Annotated in this window: 20 protein-coding genes and 1 riboswitch; of the genes, 18 read left to right on the forward strand and 2 right to left on the reverse strand. The window is 43.0% G+C overall.

Features of this window, described 5'->3' with window-relative positions:
- Positions 1 to 3: 3 nt before the first annotated feature.
- The 7 genes from N8M93_RS13830 to spoVM all read left to right on the forward strand — a co-directional run bounded on the left by N8M93_RS13830 (position 4) and on the right by spoVM (position 6,056).
- Entirely contained in the window at positions 4 to 768 is a 765-nt protein-coding gene (locus N8M93_RS13830; RefSeq protein ID WP_261132752.1) for a Stp1/IreP family PP2C-type Ser/Thr phosphatase, read from the forward strand.
- Positions 765 to 2,786: a Stk1 family PASTA domain-containing Ser/Thr kinase gene (gene pknB / locus N8M93_RS13835; RefSeq protein WP_261132754.1), complete on the forward strand. Its 2,022-nt coding sequence runs from the start codon at positions 765 to 767 to the stop codon at positions 2,784 to 2,786. The genes N8M93_RS13830 and pknB overlap by 4 nt, the downstream gene beginning before the upstream one ends.
- A 9-nt stretch (positions 2,787 to 2,795) precedes the next feature.
- The gene (gene rsgA / locus N8M93_RS13840) at positions 2,796 to 3,677 is read left to right on the forward strand and encodes a ribosome small subunit-dependent GTPase A (protein WP_261133056.1); all 882 of its coding nucleotides are present in this window, start codon (positions 2,796 to 2,798) and stop codon (positions 3,675 to 3,677) included.
- Positions 3,678 to 3,679: 2 nt separating this feature from the next.
- Complete coding sequence (gene rpe, locus N8M93_RS13845; protein ID WP_261132756.1) at positions 3,680 to 4,327, forward strand: ribulose-phosphate 3-epimerase; 648 nt, start codon at positions 3,680 to 3,682, stop codon at positions 4,325 to 4,327.
- 36 nt (positions 4,328 to 4,363) lie between these two features.
- Positions 4,364 to 4,472: riboswitch (TPP riboswitch) on the forward strand.
- 198 nt (positions 4,473 to 4,670) lie between these two features.
- Complete coding sequence (thiT, locus tag N8M93_RS13850; RefSeq protein ID WP_261132757.1) at positions 4,671 to 5,216, forward strand: energy-coupled thiamine transporter ThiT; 546 nt, start codon at positions 4,671 to 4,673, stop codon at positions 5,214 to 5,216.
- Between the two features lie 5 nt (positions 5,217 to 5,221).
- Positions 5,222 to 5,899 carry a thiamine diphosphokinase gene (locus N8M93_RS13855; RefSeq protein WP_261132759.1) on the forward strand — a complete coding sequence of 226 codons (678 nt, stop codon included), beginning with the start codon at positions 5,222 to 5,224 and terminating at the stop codon, positions 5,897 to 5,899.
- 76 nt (positions 5,900 to 5,975) lie between these two features.
- A complete protein-coding gene (spoVM, locus tag N8M93_RS13860; protein WP_096199318.1) occupies positions 5,976 to 6,056 on the forward strand; it encodes a stage V sporulation protein SpoVM in 81 nt (26 codons plus the stop codon).
- A gap of 175 nt (positions 6,057 to 6,231) precedes the next feature.
- Here the strand turns inward: spoVM and rpmB are convergent, their stop codons facing one another.
- A complete protein-coding gene (gene rpmB / locus N8M93_RS13865; RefSeq protein ID WP_226551145.1) occupies positions 6,232 to 6,420 on the reverse strand; it encodes a 50S ribosomal protein L28 in 189 nt (62 codons plus the stop codon).
- 238 nt (positions 6,421 to 6,658) lie between these two features.
- On the opposite strand from rpmB, the gene N8M93_RS13870 reads away from it, so the two are divergent.
- From N8M93_RS13870 to rnc, 11 genes are all read left to right on the forward strand, one after another.
- Positions 6,659 to 7,021, forward strand: a complete 363-nt coding sequence (locus N8M93_RS13870; RefSeq protein WP_221564188.1) for an Asp23/Gls24 family envelope stress response protein — start codon at positions 6,659 to 6,661, stop codon at positions 7,019 to 7,021.
- A gap of 16 nt (positions 7,022 to 7,037) precedes the next feature.
- A complete protein-coding gene (locus N8M93_RS13875) occupies positions 7,038 to 8,717 on the forward strand; it encodes a DAK2 domain-containing protein (protein WP_261132763.1) in 1,680 nt (559 codons plus the stop codon).
- 90 nt (positions 8,718 to 8,807) lie between these two features.
- Positions 8,808 to 9,470 carry an L-serine ammonia-lyase, iron-sulfur-dependent subunit beta gene (gene sdaAB / locus N8M93_RS13880; protein WP_261132765.1) on the forward strand — a complete coding sequence of 221 codons (663 nt, stop codon included), beginning with the start codon at positions 8,808 to 8,810 and terminating at the stop codon, positions 9,468 to 9,470.
- A gap of 20 nt (positions 9,471 to 9,490) precedes the next feature.
- Positions 9,491 to 10,378, forward strand: coding sequence for an L-serine ammonia-lyase, iron-sulfur-dependent, subunit alpha (sdaAA, locus tag N8M93_RS13885; protein WP_261132767.1), 888 nt, complete (start codon positions 9,491 to 9,493; stop codon positions 10,376 to 10,378).
- Complete coding sequence (gene recG / locus N8M93_RS13890; RefSeq protein WP_261132769.1) at positions 10,378 to 12,414, forward strand: ATP-dependent DNA helicase RecG; 2,037 nt, start codon at positions 10,378 to 10,380, stop codon at positions 12,412 to 12,414. Before sdaAA ends, recG begins: the two co-directional genes overlap by 1 nt.
- A gap of 82 nt (positions 12,415 to 12,496) precedes the next feature.
- Positions 12,497 to 13,084, forward strand: coding sequence for a transcription factor FapR (gene fapR, locus N8M93_RS13895; RefSeq protein WP_261132771.1), 588 nt, complete (start codon positions 12,497 to 12,499; stop codon positions 13,082 to 13,084).
- Positions 13,085 to 14,083, forward strand: coding sequence for a phosphate acyltransferase PlsX (plsX, locus tag N8M93_RS13900; RefSeq protein ID WP_261132772.1), 999 nt, complete (start codon positions 13,085 to 13,087; stop codon positions 14,081 to 14,083).
- 3 nt (positions 14,084 to 14,086) lie between these two features.
- On the forward strand, positions 14,087 to 15,028 hold the full coding sequence (gene fabD / locus N8M93_RS13905) for an ACP S-malonyltransferase (protein ID WP_261132774.1): 942 nt from the start codon (positions 14,087 to 14,089) through the stop codon (positions 15,026 to 15,028).
- Between the two features lie 4 nt (positions 15,029 to 15,032).
- Complete coding sequence (fabG, locus tag N8M93_RS13910) at positions 15,033 to 15,773, forward strand: 3-oxoacyl-[acyl-carrier-protein] reductase (RefSeq protein WP_261132776.1); 741 nt, start codon at positions 15,033 to 15,035, stop codon at positions 15,771 to 15,773.
- Positions 15,774 to 16,692: 919 nt separating this feature from the next.
- Positions 16,693 to 16,926 carry an acyl carrier protein gene (gene acpP / locus N8M93_RS13915; RefSeq protein ID WP_221564206.1) on the forward strand — a complete coding sequence of 78 codons (234 nt, stop codon included), beginning with the start codon at positions 16,693 to 16,695 and terminating at the stop codon, positions 16,924 to 16,926.
- Between the two features lie 82 nt (positions 16,927 to 17,008).
- Positions 17,009 to 17,779, forward strand: coding sequence for a ribonuclease III (gene rnc, locus N8M93_RS13920; RefSeq protein WP_396125587.1), 771 nt, complete (start codon positions 17,009 to 17,011; stop codon positions 17,777 to 17,779).
- Positions 17,780 to 17,930: 151 nt separating this feature from the next.
- On the opposite strand, the gene N8M93_RS13925 is transcribed toward rnc, so the two are convergent.
- Positions 17,931 to 18,155 (reverse strand): DUF1128 domain-containing protein, encoded by a 225-nt coding sequence (locus N8M93_RS13925; RefSeq protein WP_261132781.1) that lies wholly within the window; start codon positions 18,153 to 18,155, stop codon positions 17,931 to 17,933.
- Positions 18,156 to 18,250 lie beyond the last annotated feature (95 nt).

The raw sequence follows: 18,250 nt of genomic DNA on the forward strand, positions 1-18,250 counted from the left end.
TTGTTGAAGGCATCTTTTCAAACTGACCAAGGTAAAGTACGATCCCATAATGAAGACAGCGGGGCAGTGATCCAGATTTCTGCCTCGGATGTTTTCGCTGTCGTTGCAGATGGAATGGGTGGGCATAATGCCGGGGATGTCGCCAGTCAAATGGCTGTCGATTATATTAGGGAACATCTTGATACATACATAAAAGAAAAGATTGAAACGGCAAATGTGATCCAATCTTTAATTGAAGATGCGAATACCAGTATTTATACGTATGCAGATGAACATCCAGAGTGCCATGGAATGGGGACGACCGTGGTCCTCGTCAGAGCAACAGAGGATGAGGTTTACTTAGGACATGTAGGGGACAGCCGTTGTTATCATATCCACGATCAGACGATAAGGATGCTGACTGATGACCATACACTTGTCAATGAATTGGTGAAGTCAGGTCAAATTACCACTGAAGAAGCGGAGTATCATCCTAGAAAGCATGTTGTCATGAGGTCTGTCGGGACCGACGCAAAGGTAAGGATCGACAACCTCAACTATTCTTGGGATCCAGGTGATTATCTACTCTTATGTTCCGATGGACTTTCAAACAAGGTACCAGCAAACTTGATGTTAGAAGTCGCTACAGAGGACAGGTCTCTTGAGGACAAAGTGAACCAACTCGTCAAAATGGCGAATGATGCTGGAGGGGAAGATAATATTACCCTGATCCTATTGTATAACGGTTTGTATGACGATGTTGGTCCTGAAGAAGGTGCATCCACATGATCGGCAGACGTATCAGTGATCGATACAGGATAATTGAGGTCATTGGTGATGGCGGGATGGCGGTTGTCTATAAAGCAGAAGATTTGATTCTTGATCGGATCGTTGCAGTGAAAGTGTTGCGTTCAGAATACTCTACAGATGAGGACTTCATCAGGCGTTTCAGACGTGAAGCCGAGTCAGCAACGAGTCTAAACCACCCGAATGTCGTCAATATTCTCGATGTAGGTGAAGAAGAGCAAATCTACTTTATCGTGATGGAGTATGTACAAGGAAAGACATTGAAACAGATCATCCGTGAACAAGGACCGCTATCACCAGAGCGTTCAGTCGAAATCATGAAACAGATTTCTTCTGCAATCGCCCATGCCCACGAGCATCATATCGTTCACCGGGATATCAAACCACATAATATTTTAATAGATGAGGATGGAAATGCTAAAGTAACAGATTTCGGTATCGCGTTAGCTGCAACATCTGCTACGATCACGCATACCAATTCTGTACTTGGCAGTGTACATTATTTTTCGCCTGAACAAGCAAGAGGCGGGATTGCAAATAATAAATCTGATATTTACTCTATGGGCGTCGTACTCTATGAAATGGTGACTGGCAGACTACCTTTTTCAGGTGAGTCAGCTGTTTCGGTAGCCTTGAAACATCTTCAGGACCAGTTCCCAGAACCGAAGTTCATCAATCCCGATATACCACAGAGTGTCGAGAATATCATATTGAAAGCCTTGGCCAAAGATCCAAATGAACGATTTGATAATGTTCAGGCAATGGAGGAAGATCTGGATACAGCGCTTGATCCTGAGCGTCTCAATGAGCCGAAACATTCGATTGATGAAGATGAAGAGGCTACGAAAGTTCTTACGCCGATCGGGAATATGACGGAACAAATGAAAACGGCTCCAGTCCCGCCTGTTAGTAATACGGAAAAAGAGAAATCTGATCCGAATAAGGGTAAGAAAAAGAAGAAACAGAAGAAAAAGAAGAATTGGATCGCAATCATCTTAATGATTTTTCTTCTTTTAGGGATTGCGGGTGTTGCAGCAGTAACCCTGTGGCCTGAAATTTTCCAAACGAAAGAGGTCCCTGTCCCAGACGTCATCAATATGCCGTATACAGAGGCTTATGAGAAAATCAAGGATGCGGGACTCAATCCGGAAAAAGAGGAACAGCCCAGCGCTGAGGTGGAAGAGGGGAATGTCATCCGACAAACCCCTTCTCCAGGATCTGCTGTAAAAGAAAATCAGACAGTAAAACTATATGTGAGTACCGGGCCAAAAAAGTTTGAAGTAGAGAACTATGTTGGTCAAGAAGAAGATGATGTTAAGCGGACAAATGTGGAAGACTATTTCAAACGTGTTGATTATCCCTCAAGAAGCAGTGAGGATGTGCCTGCAGGGCAAATCATTGAACAGTTCCCTGAAGCAGGTGAAATGGTCGTCCCTGGTCAAGAAGTGTTGATATTATATGTCAGTAGCGGACCGCCGCCTTTCGAGCTAGCTGATCTTACAGGGAAATCGTTAGAAGAAGCCAAAACGTATGCGGATGAAAACGGAATTACCTTAAAAGAGGCTGACGAGCGTGAGTATTCAGAAGACATTAATGAAGGGAATATCATCCGTACAGATCCGAACGCCGGTGAATCCGTTCGTGCTGGGGATGAGATAACTGTCACAGTTTCAAAAGGTCTACCTGAACCAGTAACGATCAAAGACATGGTTGAAATCGAATTCGAAGATGATGGCGGTAGTGGGGATGACCCAGGAAATGGTAACGGAGATGACAAAGGAAAAAAGAATGAACCGAAACATGTCCGTATCGTAACGAATGACGCGAACGGTGAGAAAACCATTGTCGATAAAGAAATCTCTGAAACAGAACAGTTCGAAATTCCTCTTACTGTCGAGTATAACGGTGAAGGTAGTTACAAAGTCTATGTAGATGATGAAGAATATTATAGTGACTCTTATACCTATGAAGAAGCGAAAAACTTTCAGAATGGAGAGTAGATGGACTGCATGCCAAATGGAACGATCATTAAAGCGTTGAGCGGATATTATTATGTGAAAAGTGAAGAAGAGAATGAAATCTATCAATGTCGAGGAAGAGGCAACTTCCGTAAGCGAAAATTGACACCGCTTGTGGGAGATGAAGTAGAGTTTCAATCGACCAATCAGACAGACGGTTATGTTTTGGAAATCTTCGAACGGAAGAATGAACTGGTCAGACCGCCTGTTGCCAATGTAGACCAGGCACTGATCATTTTTTCCGCACGCCGTCCAAGCTTTAAATCGCTCCTTTTGGATCGATTTTTAGTCCATATTGAAGCTAATGAAATTCTTCCTGTCATCTGCGTCAGTAAACTAGACTTGTTAGAGGATGATACGGAAATCGGAAAAGAGCTGGCGGTCTACCGTCGGATTGGGTATCATGTACTCGAAACATCCTCCATCGAAGAAAAAGGCCTGGAAGAAGTGAGAGCACTTTTCGATAATAAGGTGACAGTCATCGCCGGACAATCAGGTGTTGGAAAGTCCACTTTATTGAATTCGCTCAATCCTGATTTGAATTTAGAAACGAACGATATTTCAGATCATCTCGGGAGAGGCAAACATACGACAAGGCATGTAGAACTGATTCCATTTGGAAATGGACTTGTAGCAGATACTCCTGGTTTCAGTTCATTGGATTTCATCGATATTGAGCCCGAGGATTTATCAATCTATTTTCCAGAAATGCGTGATTTGCGGCCGGAATGTAAGTTCAGAGGTTGTACGCACATGTCAGAACCAAAGTGTGCAGTAAAAGAAGCATTGAAAAATGACAAAATCGCACGGTTCCGATATGACCATTACGTTCAATTCCTTCAAGAGATCAAAGACCAAAAACGGAGGTACTAGTCATGACTAAAATCGCACCATCGATTCTTTCCGCAGATTTTTCGCGGTTAGGTGAAGAAATAAAAGATGTTGAACGGGGAGGAGCCGACTATATACATGTGGATGTGATGGATGGGCATTTTGTTCCGAATATCACCATAGGGCCATTGATTGTCGATGCAATCCGGCCGATCACTGATTTACCGTTAGATGTCCATCTGATGATTGAAAACCCTGACCAATACATTCCGGAATTCGCTGAAGCTGGTGCAGACATCATATCAGTACATGTGGAAGCTTGTCTGCATCTGCACCGTACTATTCATCTGATTAAAGATCATGGGAAAAAAGCGGGGGTGGTGCTTAATCCACACACACCCGTCAGCATGATTGAACACGTCATCGAAGATCTGGATCTTGTTTTATTGATGACAGTCAACCCGGGATTCGGCGGACAGTCTTTCATTAAACAAGTTTTGCCGAAAATCAAGGAAGTTTCTGATCTATGTGATGCAAAAGGTCTTGATATTGATATTGAAGTCGATGGTGGGGTCAATCCTGAAACTGCGAAATCATGCAGAGAATACGGTGCGAATGTACTTGTTGCTGGATCTGCCATTTATAAGAAAGAGAACAGGAAGGATGCAATCGAGTCGATCCGTGGTGTATAATAAGTAATTAGTACAGTAAAAGAATATAGATTGTAAAGAGACCACTAGGGGAATCTCCTTAAGAGATTGAGAGTGGAGTGCATGCTCCTGACCCTGAGAACCTGAACAGGCTAAAACCTGCGGAGGGAAGTCGGCTTTCACTAGAAGAGTGTGAAATGAAGGCAGCTGTATCTCCGTACAGTTGCTTTTTTTATACTTAGGCTTTGTTAGTTTATATTGCTGATTTCTAAGAAATTCACTTCCTTTCTGCGGAGGAACCTGCCTCCTTGGCTTTTCCAGGGTTTCTTATGTTCAGGCAAGGATTCTTTTACGTGCAACGTACAACAAGGGGAGATGAAAGTCTATGAATAAACGTATGTTGATGATCGCTGAAATCGCAATCATGTCAGCTCTTGGTGTCATTTTAGGATTCATAAAATTAGGTGGACCTTGGGCGTTTGGTGGCTCTGTTTCGCTTGAAATGGTGCCGATTTTCCTCATGGCATTCCGTAGAGGATTAGCTGGCGGTGTTCTTACAGGGCTGATGATAGGGATTTTACAATTGATCATCAATCCATTTATCGTCCATCCAGTCCAACTTGTGTTGGATTATCCTTTAGCCTTTCTACTGGTTGGTTTAGCGGGTATAGTCACGCCAAATTCAAGAGATTCTTATAGGAAGAGAATATGGCTGATTATCTTAGGAACGTTTATTGGAAGCTTGTTCCGTCTAATCAGTCATGTCATTTCAGGTGTGATATTTTTTGCAAGCGCTGCTCCGGAAGGGACTCCGGTTTGGATATATTCAATTACGTATAACAGTACCTATATCATTCCGACATTCATTCTGACGGTAATCCTGTTAGTTCTATTATCAAAAACAGCTCCCAAACTGGTTCATGGAGAGTGACATTATTGCAAACAATTTGTATCGTTTCTGGAGGTCCTGAACATTTGCTTCCCCAGGAGATGGAAAGTGATAATGCCTTGTATATTGGCGTTGATGAAGGGGTTCTATATCTTCAAAAAAGAAATATAATACCACAAGCCGCCTTTGGTGACTTTGATTCGATAACGAGTGAAGAGGTTACTAAGCTTCAAGACATGAAAATGGAAATCTTTACGTTTGATCGAGAAAAAGATATGACGGATCTTGAACTTGCGTTAAGATGGTCGCTTAAACAAAATCCCGAAAAAATCATTTTATATGGTGCCACAGGTGGCCGGCTGGATCATGAGCTGATCAATATTCAAATGTTGAAAGCAGGCCTTGATTCCAAAATACCTATAGAAATTGTTGATCGTGATAATATCATCCTCATGAAGGACCCTGGGACATACACGATTGATACTATTCATGAATTTCCGTACGTCTCCTTCTTACCATTTTCACCAATCGTGACAGGGGTGACATTGTCTGGTTTCCGTTACCCGTTGGATCATGCAACAGTAAAGTGGGGCTCGACCCTCTGTATTTCAAATGAGCTTGTAACAAAAAAAGGTACTTATTCGTTTGATAGCGGCATAATTATGGTGATAAGAAGCAAAGATCGAGATGGAAATTTAAAAACTCCGGGTACTATTTCTAAGTAGACGAATATACTTAAATAGAATGTTAATTTTCCGAAAGAGGGATCTTCCGGAAACTAACGTTGGAGGAGGCGGAATCATGAAATTTTATACCATCAAACTGCCAAAGTTTTTGGGTGGATTCGTGAGGGCGATCTTAGGGTCATTTAAAAAAGGGTAGCAAAAAAGCACCAAACCAGGTGCTTTTTTGTTTTAGCTGTTTTTGCAAACTTTGTTCCTCTTGCACTTAAAGAAAGTAAAAAATACTTTCTTCAATAAAAAGTAAAATAGTCTAAAAATAAAAAAAGACTGGCTCATATTAAAAAATGAACCAGTCCTTTTTGTGTTTTTAAAAATTAAACGCGTTCTACTTTACCTGATTTCAAGGCACGAGCAGATACGTATACACGTTTCGGTTTACCGTCAACAAGAATACGAACCTTTTGAACGTTCGCTCCCCATTTCCGTTTAGTAGTGTTCAACGCGTGAGAACGCTTGTTTCCAAAGCTTGTTTTCTTACCAGTAACAACACATTTTCTAGCCATGATTGGTACCTCCTTTGTTACAAATAAAAATTGTAATCACAATTACATTCAATATTCTTCTTTTTACGAAAACACTACATTATAGTAGCATGAGATGTGTAAGAATGCAAGAATGTTTATCAAGTTTATTTACTTGACACGATAAATAGTGCTTCTATGATATTTTCTTTCAAATTGTAAGATATTATAGTAAAATGACACTAGCCATAGGTCATTATAATCCAAGGGAGGATTCTGCATGTCTATAGAAATGAAAACAAATTACGGAGAAATTGATATTTCTAATGATGTTATTGCAACAATTGCAGGTGGAGCTGCGATTGATTGTTATGGTATTATCGGAATGGCCTCGCAAAAACAAATTAAAGATGGCATTACTGAACTTCTAGGCAGAGACAATTTCAGTAGAGGAATTGTCGTGCGACAAGAAGAGGATGAAGTACACATAGACATGTATATCATCGTCAGCTATGGAACGAAAATTTCTGAAGTAGCTCACAATGTTCAAACAAAAGTGAAGTACACGCTTGATCAAATGCTCGGACTATCTGTTGATTCCGTCAACATTTTTGTTCAAGGCGTGAGGGTGACGAACCCGTAACGAGGAGGAAGGATTCGTGACAGTTAAGAAGGTAGGCGGGAAAAAGCTTTCCCAAATGTTCATTTTCGGAGCGGATAACCTGAACAAAAACGTAAAAATGGTAGACGCTCTTAATGTTTTTCCTGTACCGGATGGTGATACTGGGACGAACATGAATTTAACGATCACTTCTGGTGTGAAAGAAGTAAGAAATTTATCAACTGATGACGCCAGTAAAGTAGCAACATCATTTTCGAAAGGGCTCCTAATGGGTGCCCGTGGCAACTCTGGTGTCATTTTATCCCAGCTTTTCAGAGGTTTTTCGAAAGCGATAGAAGGTTACAGGGAGATTGATACGAAATTATTTGCTGAAGCGTTTGAAGCTGGTGTCGAAACTGCATATAAAGCAGTCATGAAACCAGTTGAAGGTACGATCCTGACCGTTGCTAAGGATTCGGCCAAAAAAGCAGCGAAGGCTGCTCGTAAATCAGACGATATGGTAGACGTCATGAAGCAGACATTGAAAGAGGCGAAGGAATCCTTAGATCGTACACCGGACTTATTGCCCGTTTTAAAAGAAGTCGGTGTAGTCGATTCAGGCGGTCAAGGACTCGTTACCATTTATGAAGGATTTCTGGCTGTACTTGAAGGAAAAGAGCTTCCGGAAGTCAGCGTATCAGGTCCATCCATGGATGAGCTTGTGAATGCAGAACACCATAAGGCACAAAGCCATATGAAAACAGAAGATATCCATTATGGATATTGCACCGAGTTCATGGTGAAATTCAAATCCGAAAAAACGGAAAAGAATCCATTTTCTGAAGAAGGATTCAGAAATCAACTCAGTGAGCATGGTGATTCTTTGCTCGTCGTTTCTGATGAAGATCTCGTCAAGGTCCATATACATACGGAAAAGCCGGGAGATATGCTGACTCTCGCTCAAACGTATGGTGACTTGATTAATATAAAAATTGAGAACATGCGGGAACAGCACACGGCTATTTTAGATGATGAAAATAAGCCCGAACCAGAAACCAATGTACCGGAACAACCAGCGAAAAAGGAATTCGGGATCATTACTGTTTCAATGGGTTCAGGGATTGAAGAGTTGTTCAAAAGTTTAGGTGCGACTGTCGTGATTGCCGGAGGGCAGACGATGAATCCGAGTACGGAAGACATTGTCAAAGCCATTCAAGAAGCGAACGCTGAAAAGTTGCTCATCCTTCCGAACAATGGAAACATTGTGATGGCTGCGGAACAAGCAGCTACAGTAGTTGATGAAGACGTAGCAGTGGTGAAAACGAAAACGGTTCCACAAGGGATTTCTGCACTTCTCGCTTTCAATCCCAGCGCTTCTTTAAATGATAACCAATCAGCGATGACAGAAGCAGTCAAGCATGTCAAATCTGGACAAATCACTTTTGCGGTACGTGACACAAGCATTGATGGTATTGATATCAAAAAAGACGATTTCATGGGAATCTTCGATGGGAAGATTGTAACGTCGAAAAGGACTCAAAAAGAGGCGGCCGAGGCGTTGTTATCTGAAATGGTGAGTGAAGAAGATGAAATCATCACTCTCATTTACGGTGAAGATGCTGATGAAAACGAAGCGTCCGCACTTGGTGATTGGATAGAGGATCGATTTCCAGATGCGGAAGTTGAAATTCATCCGGGTAACCAACCAATTTACTCGTATATCATTTCTGTAGAATAAACGCTTTGAATATTCCTACCATGATCAGACGCATTCCTGACAGGGTAGGAATATTCTTTATCTCTATATGCATAGATGGAGGAATTACAAATGAAATATAAAAGCGTTTTCGATATCATCGGACCGATCATGATCGGTCCATCCAGTTCACATACAGCAGGTGCAGCAAGAATCGGGCGGGTAGCTAGATCCTTGTTTGGCCGTAAACCTGAATGGGCACACATTTCCTTCTACGGATCCTTCGCGAAAACGTACCGTGGTCATGGAACGGATGTAGCGATTGTCGGTGGGATCCTCGATTTTGATACGTTTGATCAACGAATAAGTGAATCATTGAAAATCGCCAAACAAGAACAAATTAAAATAAAGATGACAGAAGAAGAAGCGTTGACTGATCATCCGAATACTGCCCGGATCCGTCTTGGAGATAAAGATGGAGATATGGAAGTGGTCGGGATTTCGATCGGCGGCGGAAAAATCGAGATTATTGAGTTGAACGGATTTGAGTTGCGGTTATCTGGAAACCATCCTGCGCTGCTTGTCGTACACAATGATCATTACGGTGCAATTGCTGGCGTAGCCAATCTATTAGCCAAACACCAGATCAATATCGGTCATATGGAAGTTGGAAGGAAAGAGATCGGAAGTGAAGCTTTGATGACGATTGAAGTGGATCAAAACCTTGAAGATGACGTTTTAGCAGATATCGAAAAACTTCCCCACATTATAAAAGCGACACGGATTCATGATTAAACAGAAGGGCGGTATGAGTGATGTTTAGGAATGTCAGTGAGTTAGTGGAACTTGCCGTTTCAAAAAATGTTCCAATTTCTGAAGTGATGATCGAACAAGAAATGGAAGTGACCGGTCGATCGAAGGAATCGGTCATGGAACGTATGGAAAAAAACCTTGATGTCATGGAAAAGGCTGTAGAGCGCGGAATTAAAGAAGGTGTAAAATCACATTCTGGGTTGACTGGCGGTGATGCAGTCCTTCTTCAAAAATATATCGAGAGTGGCAAAAGCCTCGCTGGTACGACGATTTTGGATGCGGTCAGCAAAGCTGTGGCGACTAATGAAGTGAACGCTGCGATGGGAACGATCTGTGCGACGCCTACTGCAGGGTCCGCAGGTGTCGTGCCAGGTACCCTATTTGCCCTTAGAGACAAACTGCAGCCGAACCGTGAACAAATGGTCCGCTATTTATTCACATCTGGTGCATTTGGTTTCGTCGTAGCAAATAATGCGTCGATTTCCGGAGCTGCTGGCGGTTGTCAGGCAGAGGTAGGTTCAGCTACGGGAATGGCTGCAGCAGCAATCGTTGAATTAGCTGGCGGCACCCCTGAGCAATCAGCGGAAGCTATGGCGATTGCGCTTAAAAACATGCTTGGTCTTGTATGTGATCCCGTTGCAGGACTGGTAGAAGTGCCATGTGTAAAAAGGAATGCCATCGGTGCAAGCATCGCGATAACCGCTGCAGATATGTCACTTGCTGGAATCACGAGCCGTATTCCTTGCGATGAAGTGATTGATGCGATGTATAAGATCGGGGAATCGATGCCGACCGCCCTTAAGGAGACGGCGCAAGGAGGATTGGCGGCTACTCCGACAGGTCGGGAACTTGAAGCGAAAATTTATGGAGTACCGTTAAAGAAAAAGTGATGGAGTTGTCGATACCAGTGACACAAGTTAAAGGAATCGGAGAAGCACGGGCAGAAGAATTGGCTGATTTGAAAGTGTATACCGTCAACGATCTTCTCATGTACTTTCCCTACCGTTATGAAGACTTCCAGGTGAAGGATTTGACGGAACTGAAACATGATGAAAAAGCAACAATAGAAGGGAAGGTTCATAGTGAGCCTTCTCTCCGTTATTTTGGTCGGAAGAAATCTAGACTGACCGTGAAAGTGCTCGTAGGGAAATATCTTGTAACGGCTGTGTTTTTCAACAGGGCTTTTTTGAAGAAACAACTTTCAATCGGACAACCTGTCACAATAACAGGAAAATGGGATCAGCACAGGTTGACGATCACAGCGCAGCATGTGACGTTCGGGCATCAAGAATCTGACGAGACGATTGAGCCGGTCTATTCGACTAAAGGAGATTGGACCGTCAAGAAAATCCGAAAAGTCATCCAGCTTTGTCTACAACAATACCTTGGTTCCGTCAAGAATATTTTACCGGAGAATTTGAGGAAGCAATACAAACTTATCGAACGCAAAGAGGCGATCCAATGGATCCATGTTCCTGCCACCCATGAGCACTTGAAGCATGCACGACGGTACTTCGTCTATGAAGAACTGCTACGATTCCAATTGAAAATGCAGTGGTGGCGGAAACAGGAGAAAGAAAAATCCGATGGTCAAGAGAGGTTTTTCAATGAGGCTGAAATCGACCGTTTCATAACTGCATTGCCTTTTCCATTGACAGGTGCACAAAAGCGTGTGGTCGATGAAATCTTAAAAGATTTAAGATCCCCTTATCGGATGAACCGTCTGCTTCAAGGGGATGTAGGATCTGGTAAGACCATAGTGGCGGGCATAAGTATGTATGCCCTCGCAACATTGAACATGCAATCAGCCTTGATGGTCCCGACTGAAATTCTTGCTGAACAGCACTATGAATCGATGAGCCAACTATTCAATAAGTTTGAAATCAAAGTGGAGTTGCTGACAAGCTCGATTAAAGGGAATCGTCGCAACGAGATTCTGGAGCGGGTCAAAAATGGGGAAACGGATATCCTTATCGGCACACATGCCCTGATCCAGGATGAAGTCCAATTTGATGATCTTGGTTTGGTGATCACGGATGAACAGCACCGGTTCGGAGTGGAACAGAGGAAAGTGCTCCGGCAAAAAGGGATTACTCCTGATGTCCTCTTCATGACCGCTACTCCTATTCCAAGGACACTGGCGATATCGGCCTTTGGTGATATGGATGTTTCAACAATCGATGAGATGCCTGCCGGGCGAAAACCGATTGAAACCTATTGGGCGAAGCATGGGATGCTTGATCGTGTTCTTGGATTCATTGAAAAGGAATTGGAGAGAGGTCGACAAGCCTATGTGATTTGTCCGCTGATCGAAGAATCGGATAAGCTCGACTTCCAGAATGCCGTCGATGTTCATGCTCAGCTGGTCAACTATTATACTAACTTCAAAGTGGGATTGATGCATGGACGGTTACGATTTGATGAAAAAGAAGAGATTATGGCTAAGTTTAGTAGAAATGAAGTTCAAATTCTTGTTTCGACGACAGTAGTTGAAGTGGGTGTTAACGTCCCGAACGCAACAGTCATGGTCGTTTATGATGCAGAGAGGTTCGGTTTGTCACAATTGCATCAATTACGGGGAAGAGTAGGAAGAGGAGATGCGCAATCCTACTGTATCCTTATCGCTGATCCGAAATCCGATGTCGGGAAAGAACGGATGCAGATCATGACAGAAACTAATGACGGTTTCGAATTATCTCAGAGGGACCTTGAACTACGCGGACCTGGTGACTTTTTTGGCAAAAAGCAAAGCGGTTTGCCCGACTTCAAAGTTGCCGACCTTGTCCATGACTATCGGGCTTTGGAAGTTGCAAGGAACGATGCTGCAAAAATGGTAAACTCTGAAGGTTTTTGGATAGAACCAGGCTATGAAGCTCTAAGAAATTGGCTGATGGAACAGGTAGATGCCTGGGAGGATCTTGATTAACTCACTATTCCTTGAAAAGAATGACCAATCAATATATACTACTATTAGTACCTACTCATAAGAGTAAGGGATGGTGAAGGAAATGAAGAGAAATAAAAAAGAACGTCAACAAATGTTGAAAGAGACGATTCTTATAAATCCATTCATAACAGATGAGGACTTAGCAGATCAATACCAGGTAAGTGTACAAACAATACGACTTGATCGTTTGGAGCTTTCGATACCGGAACTTCGTGAAAGGATCAAAAACGTCGCCCGGCAACAGCTGGATGAAGTGAAGGCACTTTCGATTGAAGATGTTATTGGTGAAATCATTGACCTGCAACTGGATGAATCTGCGATTTCAATCTTGGATATCAAGAAAGAGCATGTTTTTTCTAGACATAATATCGCAAGGGGACATCATTTGTTTGCACAGGCAAACTCCCTTGCCGTTGCAATCATAAATGATGAAATGGCATTGACCGAAAAATCCGACCTGCGATTTACAAGGCAGGTCAAAGTTGGTGAGCGAGTCGTTGCAAAAGCGAATGTGGTCGAACATCAAAATGATCGCTCTATTGTACAAGTGAAGAGCTACGTTGAACAGGAACTTGTGTTTGAAGGTGTATTCACCATGTTTCGCTCGAACACTCGAACAGAAGCAAGAAAGAAAGGACGTAAATCATAAATGAGGATTGCTATTGATGCAATGGGCGGTGACAATGCTCCTGAACAGCTTGTTCTAGGTGCCATTGAAGCTGTCAATCAGTATACCGATCTTGAGGTGACTCTAGTCGGTGATGAAAACGAAATCAAAAAATATTTGACCGGATCCCACCGGATTTCAATTCTACATACAACCGAAAAGATCACAAGTGATGAGGAACCAGTAAGGGCAGTCAGGAGAAAGAAACAAGCTTCCATGGTATTATCTGCGGTCGAAGTAAAAGAAGGCAAAGCCGATGCCTGTATCTCGGCAGGAAATACGGGTGCATTGATGACGACCGGATTGTTCTATGTCGGGCGTATCCCAGGAATCGATCGCCCGGCCTTATCACCTACGTTACCAACCCTGGATGGTCAGGGATTCGTCCTGCTGGATGTGGGATCGAATATGGATGCAAAACCAGATCATATTTTTCAATATGCATTGATGGGTAGTGTATACAGCCAAAAAGTGCGGGGCATCGGGAAGCCGCGTGTCGGACTTTTGAATGTCGGGACAGAAGATGGAAAGGGAAACGAATTGTCTAAACAGACTTTTCAATTGTTGAAAGAAACAGATCTCGTCCATTTTGTCGGTAATGTAGAATCACGTGATCTTTTGGAAGGTGTTGCTGACGTTGTTGTCTGTGATGGTTTTTCGGGTAATCTCGTTCTGAAAACCATCGAAGGTACTGCAATGTCAATGTTCAAGATGCTAAAGGAACAGCTGACGAGTTCAGTGAAAAGTAAATTGGCTGCTGCTGTTTTGAAACCAGAATTCAAATTGATAAAGGAAAAACTTGACTACAGCGAATACGGTGGAGCGGCGTTATTCGGTCTCCGTGCTCCTGTAATTAAAGCGCATGGCTCTTCCGATGCAAATGCAGTGCTGAATGCGATACGCCAAGCACGGCATATGGTTGAATATGATATGGTAACAATCATTACTGAAAAAGCAGCTCGACTAGAAGGGAAGGGATGACAAATGGGGAAAGTCGCATTTATTTTTCCGGGACAAGGTTCTCAACAAGTTGGAATGGGACAAGATTTTGTAAAACAGAACGAACAATCTGCTGCAGTCTTCAAACAGGCTGACGATCGATTAGAATACTCGCTGTCTTCGATCATCGCAAATGGTCCTGAAGAAACACTGACACGGACCGAGAATACTCAACCGGCTTTATTGACGACCAGTATTGCGATTTTGAAAGCTTTAGAAGATTATGAAATACGTCCGGACTACACTGCAGGTCATAGCCTGGGGGAATATACAGCTCTAGTAGCTTCGAAAGCGTTGAGTTTTGAAGACGCCGTATATGCCGTTCGAAGACGCGGTATGTTCATGGAAGAAGCAGTACCTGCAGGTGAAGGCGCAATGGCTGCAGTCCTCGGCATGGAGGCGGATCAACTGGAAAAAATCACAACTCGTATAACAGCTGATGGAGATTCTGTGCAATTGGCAAATCTTAATTGCCCGGGACAAATTGTCATCTCCGGTTCCAAGACAGGGGTAGAAAAAGCTTCTGAAGCAGCGAAAGAAGAAGGCGCGAAGAGAATCATCCCTCTGCAAGTGAGCGGCCCGTTCCATTCGGAATTGATGAAACCTGCTGCTGAAAAAATGGGTGACATCCTGGATGAATTGACGATTGCAGATGCTGACATACCGGTTGTAGCGAATGTAACGGCTGAGCCTGTAACTGAAGCTAGTGAGATTCGATCGAAACTGATTGAGCAAATCTACTCACCGGTACGGTGGGAAGAAACAGTCCGTTATTTGTTGGATGAAGGAGTGGATACGTTCATCGAAATCGGACCAGGGAAAGTTTTGTCTGGTCTTGTGAAAAAGGTGCATCGACGAGCGACCACGATTGCGATATCAGACCCGGAATCGTTGGAAGCGGCTGTAAAGAAACTTAAGGAGGTATGATTTGATGCTTACTGGTAAAACTGCCTTAGTAACTGGGGCTTCTAGAGGGATCGGCCGAGCGATAGCAATTGAACTTGCAAAGCAGGGGGCCTCGGTTGCAGTGAATTATTCAGGAAGTGAAGAGAAGGCAAGAAAAGTAGTAGAAGAAATTCAAGAAAACGGTGGACAAGCTTTTGCCATCCAATCAGATGTTTCCAGCATGGATTCCGTAACCGCTATGATCAAAGAAGTAGTCTCCACTTATGGCTCTCTCGATATCCTTGTCAATAACGCTGGGATCACGCGAGACAACCTCTTGATGAGAATGAAAGAAGAAGAGTGGGATGAAGTCATCAACACGAACTTGAAAGGTGTCTTCAACTGTACAAAAGCCGTGACACGTCAAATGATGAAACAACGTTCAGGTCGTATCATCAACATGGCATCAGTCGTTGGTGTAGCTGGAAATCCTGGACAAGCAAACTATGTCGCAGCAAAAGCCGGTGTCATCGGTCTGACAAAAACGACTGCAAAAGAACTGTCCAGCCGAGGAATCACAGTTAACGCTGTCGCTCCAGGTTTCATCGAAACAGATATGACAGACGCCCTCGAAGGAAGCGTCAAGGATGAAATGCTCAAGCAAATTCCACTCGCACGTCTAGGACGGCCAGAAGACATCGCAGCAGCTGTAAAGTTCCTGGCTAGTGAAGAGAGTGGGTATATTACGGGGCAGACTATTCATGTCGATGGAGGCATGGTAATGTAGTGAAAGGATAGTTCAGAATTCCGGGAAACAGTTCCGTCGAACTTCTTCGTTACGTCACTACTCAGGTCCTCACGTATTATTAAATACGCTCCGGCCAATCGTAGTATCCGTGCCTCGAATTTCTCGGTCCTGTTTGTCCTCATTCTGAACTTGGATTGAAGCGATGCTTAGAATGTATCCAAATATTAAACGTCGAATTTTCGACGCACAGGACGTGCTAGTACTGCCGTTGTCACAGGACGTGACGCTTTTAGGCAGTGAGCGTTACTCGGTTTTACCGGTCCTCCGACGTACAGGATATACTAGGACCGGCGTTGTCACAGGACGTGACGGTTTTAGCCGGTATCCTTTTCCGGTCCTCAAAACCTTCGTGCCTTGAACTTCTCGTTTCTAATTCGTCTGCATTTTAAGCTTATATAAAAGGTTCAGAATTCCGGGAAACAGCTCTACGATGACTTTCATTAAGTGAAGGTCGCGACATTCTTACGGAACCTGCGTGCCAGGTGAACCCAAAGGGAGCTATGTTTTCAGTTAACGGACACCAGAGCCGCTATTTGTGACAAAATCGGTGTTTCTGGCTTGTTAACGGACACCAGAGCCGTTATTTGTAAAAAAAAGCAGCTGATCTGCTATGATATTTGCGAAATAACGTCCCTGGTGTCCGTTAGGAATCTAAAACTCTGTTGTTTTGGTGAAATAAGGTCTCCTGTGTCCGCTAACGGGTAAGTGCAGCTTGATTTAAACGAGGAACGAGCGAGGAGGCTTGCATTTCACAAACGATCACCAGCGAAAAGGGCGGGATCTTTGCAGTGATCATTAGTGGAAAAGAACCAGGCTAAGGTTTTTATATCATCTTGTATATCTGAGATTTACTAGATGATATACATCTCGTATAATACTTGAGAGGAGGTGAACGGACATGGCAGACATTCAAGATCGTATTACGAAAATCATCGTTGACCGTTTAGGGGTTGATGAGGAAGAAGTGAAACTTGAATCTTCATTTAAAGAGGACCTGGGAGCGGATTCTTTAGACGTTGTTGAACTTGTTATGGAACTTGAAGATGAGTTCGACATGGAGATTTCTGACGAAGATGCTGAAAAAATTGCTACTGTTGGCGATGTAGTTGATTACATAAACAGCCATCAATAGTATTTTTGTAAGTCCCGCGTCAACACTTGATTGCGGGGCTTTGTTTTATTAAACTTAATTGTGTATAAGCAAGATTAGGATTATGGAGGTCACAATGTCCAACCGTACATCATCAAAGAAATATTCACGATCAAAGCGCAGACCTTTCACTAAGGAAGAGCTTTCTTTACGTTTTAAGCCTTTCCAGGAAAAAATCGATATCCATTTCGAAAATGAAAGATTACTCTTCCAAGCATTCACTCATTCATCGTATGTGAATGAGCATCGTAAACGTCCAAGTGATGATAACGAACGCCTTGAATTTTTAGGAGATGCGGTATTAGAACTGACGATTTCTCAGTATTTGTACAAGAAGTATCACAATATGTCCGAAGGTGAATTGACGAAATTACGTGCAGCAATCGTATGTGAACCATCCTTGGTGACATTTGCACTTCAATTGAATTTCGGAGATCTTGTATTACTAGGTAAAGGTGAAGAAAATACAGGAGGAAGAACACGTCCTGCCTTGTTAGCGGACGTATTCGAAGCTTTCATTGGAGCTCTTTATCTTGATCAAGGATTGGAAGTTGTCGAACAGTTCTTAATCAAATTCGTCTATCCAAAAATTAATGAAGGTGCTTTTTCCCATGTGATGGATTTCAAAAGTCAGCTCCAAGAATTCATCCAAAGAGAAAACCGAGGAACGCTCTTATACAGGATTGTTCAGGAGACTGGACCTGCACATAACAGGGAGTTCACCTCTGAAGTTTATTTAAGCAGTGAACGACTGGGAATCGGACATGGGCGTTCCAAAAAGGAAGCCGAACAGCATGCTGCCAGAGAAGCTCTTCAATATTTGAACAAAAAATAAGAAAAGGGGCTGTCCCATAAGTGTTTGACACTTTTCAGCGGGGACAGCCTCTTTGTGCATTTAAAGAAAGTAAAGCGTAACAATAGGTCAGCCTGCCCCTAAGGCTTGGCTTTACTAAGTTTTCTTTAACACGTTTTCTTTAACGACCTGTTCACTTTTTACGGAGCTCGCTAAGTTCTTGGATGATTCCTTCAGTTTCATTGACACTGAAATGGTTTTTCTTCATTACATAATCATAGAGGTCCTTCAATTCATCGTATTGTTCTACATCAAAGTCTTCCGGGCGCATGACTCCTGTATTCACGACTTGCATTTGTTTTTGCATCTGCTCGATCATATACGCTAGATTTTCTTCGTTTCTGTTATTGAGATTCACCAAATCATCCTTTCCTTCAACCATTCTTCATTGTCATTGTAGCATGAATCCACATTAAATGCGGAATTTTACCGCAGTTCTTCTGCCATAACCAT

This window comes from Bacillus sp. Marseille-Q3570 (genome assembly GCF_946151055.1).
Taxonomy (GTDB): Bacteria; Bacillota; Bacilli; order Bacillales; family Fictibacillaceae; genus Pseudalkalibacillus.

Bases quoted from the DNA above. Each gene is read 5' to 3' on its own strand.
- pknB (WP_261132754.1), top strand. From the start codon at position 765: ATGATCGGCAGACGTATCAGTGATCGATACAGGATAATTGAGGTCATT.
- rsgA (WP_261133056.1), top strand. From the start codon at position 2,796: ATGCCAAATGGAACGATCATTAAAGCGTTGAGCGGATATTATTATGTG.
- rpe (WP_261132756.1), top strand. From the start codon at position 3,680: ATGACTAAAATCGCACCATCGATTCTTTCCGCAGATTTTTCGCGGTTA.
- thiT (WP_261132757.1), top strand. From the start codon at position 4,671: ATGAATAAACGTATGTTGATGATCGCTGAAATCGCAATCATGTCAGCT.
- spoVM (WP_096199318.1), top strand. From the start codon at position 5,976: ATGAAATTTTATACCATCAAACTGCCAAAGTTTTTGGGTGGATTCGTG.
- rpmB (WP_226551145.1), bottom strand. From the start codon at position 6,420: ATGGCTAGAAAATGTGTTGTTACTGGTAAGAAAACAAGCTTTGGAAAC.
- N8M93_RS13870 (WP_221564188.1), top strand. From the start codon at position 6,659: ATGTCTATAGAAATGAAAACAAATTACGGAGAAATTGATATTTCTAAT.
- sdaAB (WP_261132765.1), top strand. From the start codon at position 8,808: ATGAAATATAAAAGCGTTTTCGATATCATCGGACCGATCATGATCGGT.
- sdaAA (WP_261132767.1), top strand. From the start codon at position 9,491: ATGTTTAGGAATGTCAGTGAGTTAGTGGAACTTGCCGTTTCAAAAAAT.
- recG (WP_261132769.1), top strand. From the start codon at position 10,378: ATGGAGTTGTCGATACCAGTGACACAAGTTAAAGGAATCGGAGAAGCA.
- fapR (WP_261132771.1), top strand. From the start codon at position 12,497: ATGAAGAGAAATAAAAAAGAACGTCAACAAATGTTGAAAGAGACGATT.
- plsX (WP_261132772.1), top strand. From the start codon at position 13,085: ATGAGGATTGCTATTGATGCAATGGGCGGTGACAATGCTCCTGAACAG.
- fabD (WP_261132774.1), top strand. From the start codon at position 14,087: ATGGGGAAAGTCGCATTTATTTTTCCGGGACAAGGTTCTCAACAAGTT.
- fabG (WP_261132776.1), top strand. From the start codon at position 15,033: ATGCTTACTGGTAAAACTGCCTTAGTAACTGGGGCTTCTAGAGGGATC.
- acpP (WP_221564206.1), top strand. From the start codon at position 16,693: ATGGCAGACATTCAAGATCGTATTACGAAAATCATCGTTGACCGTTTA.
- rnc (WP_396125587.1), top strand. From the start codon at position 17,009: ATGGAGGTCACAATGTCCAACCGTACATCATCAAAGAAATATTCACGA.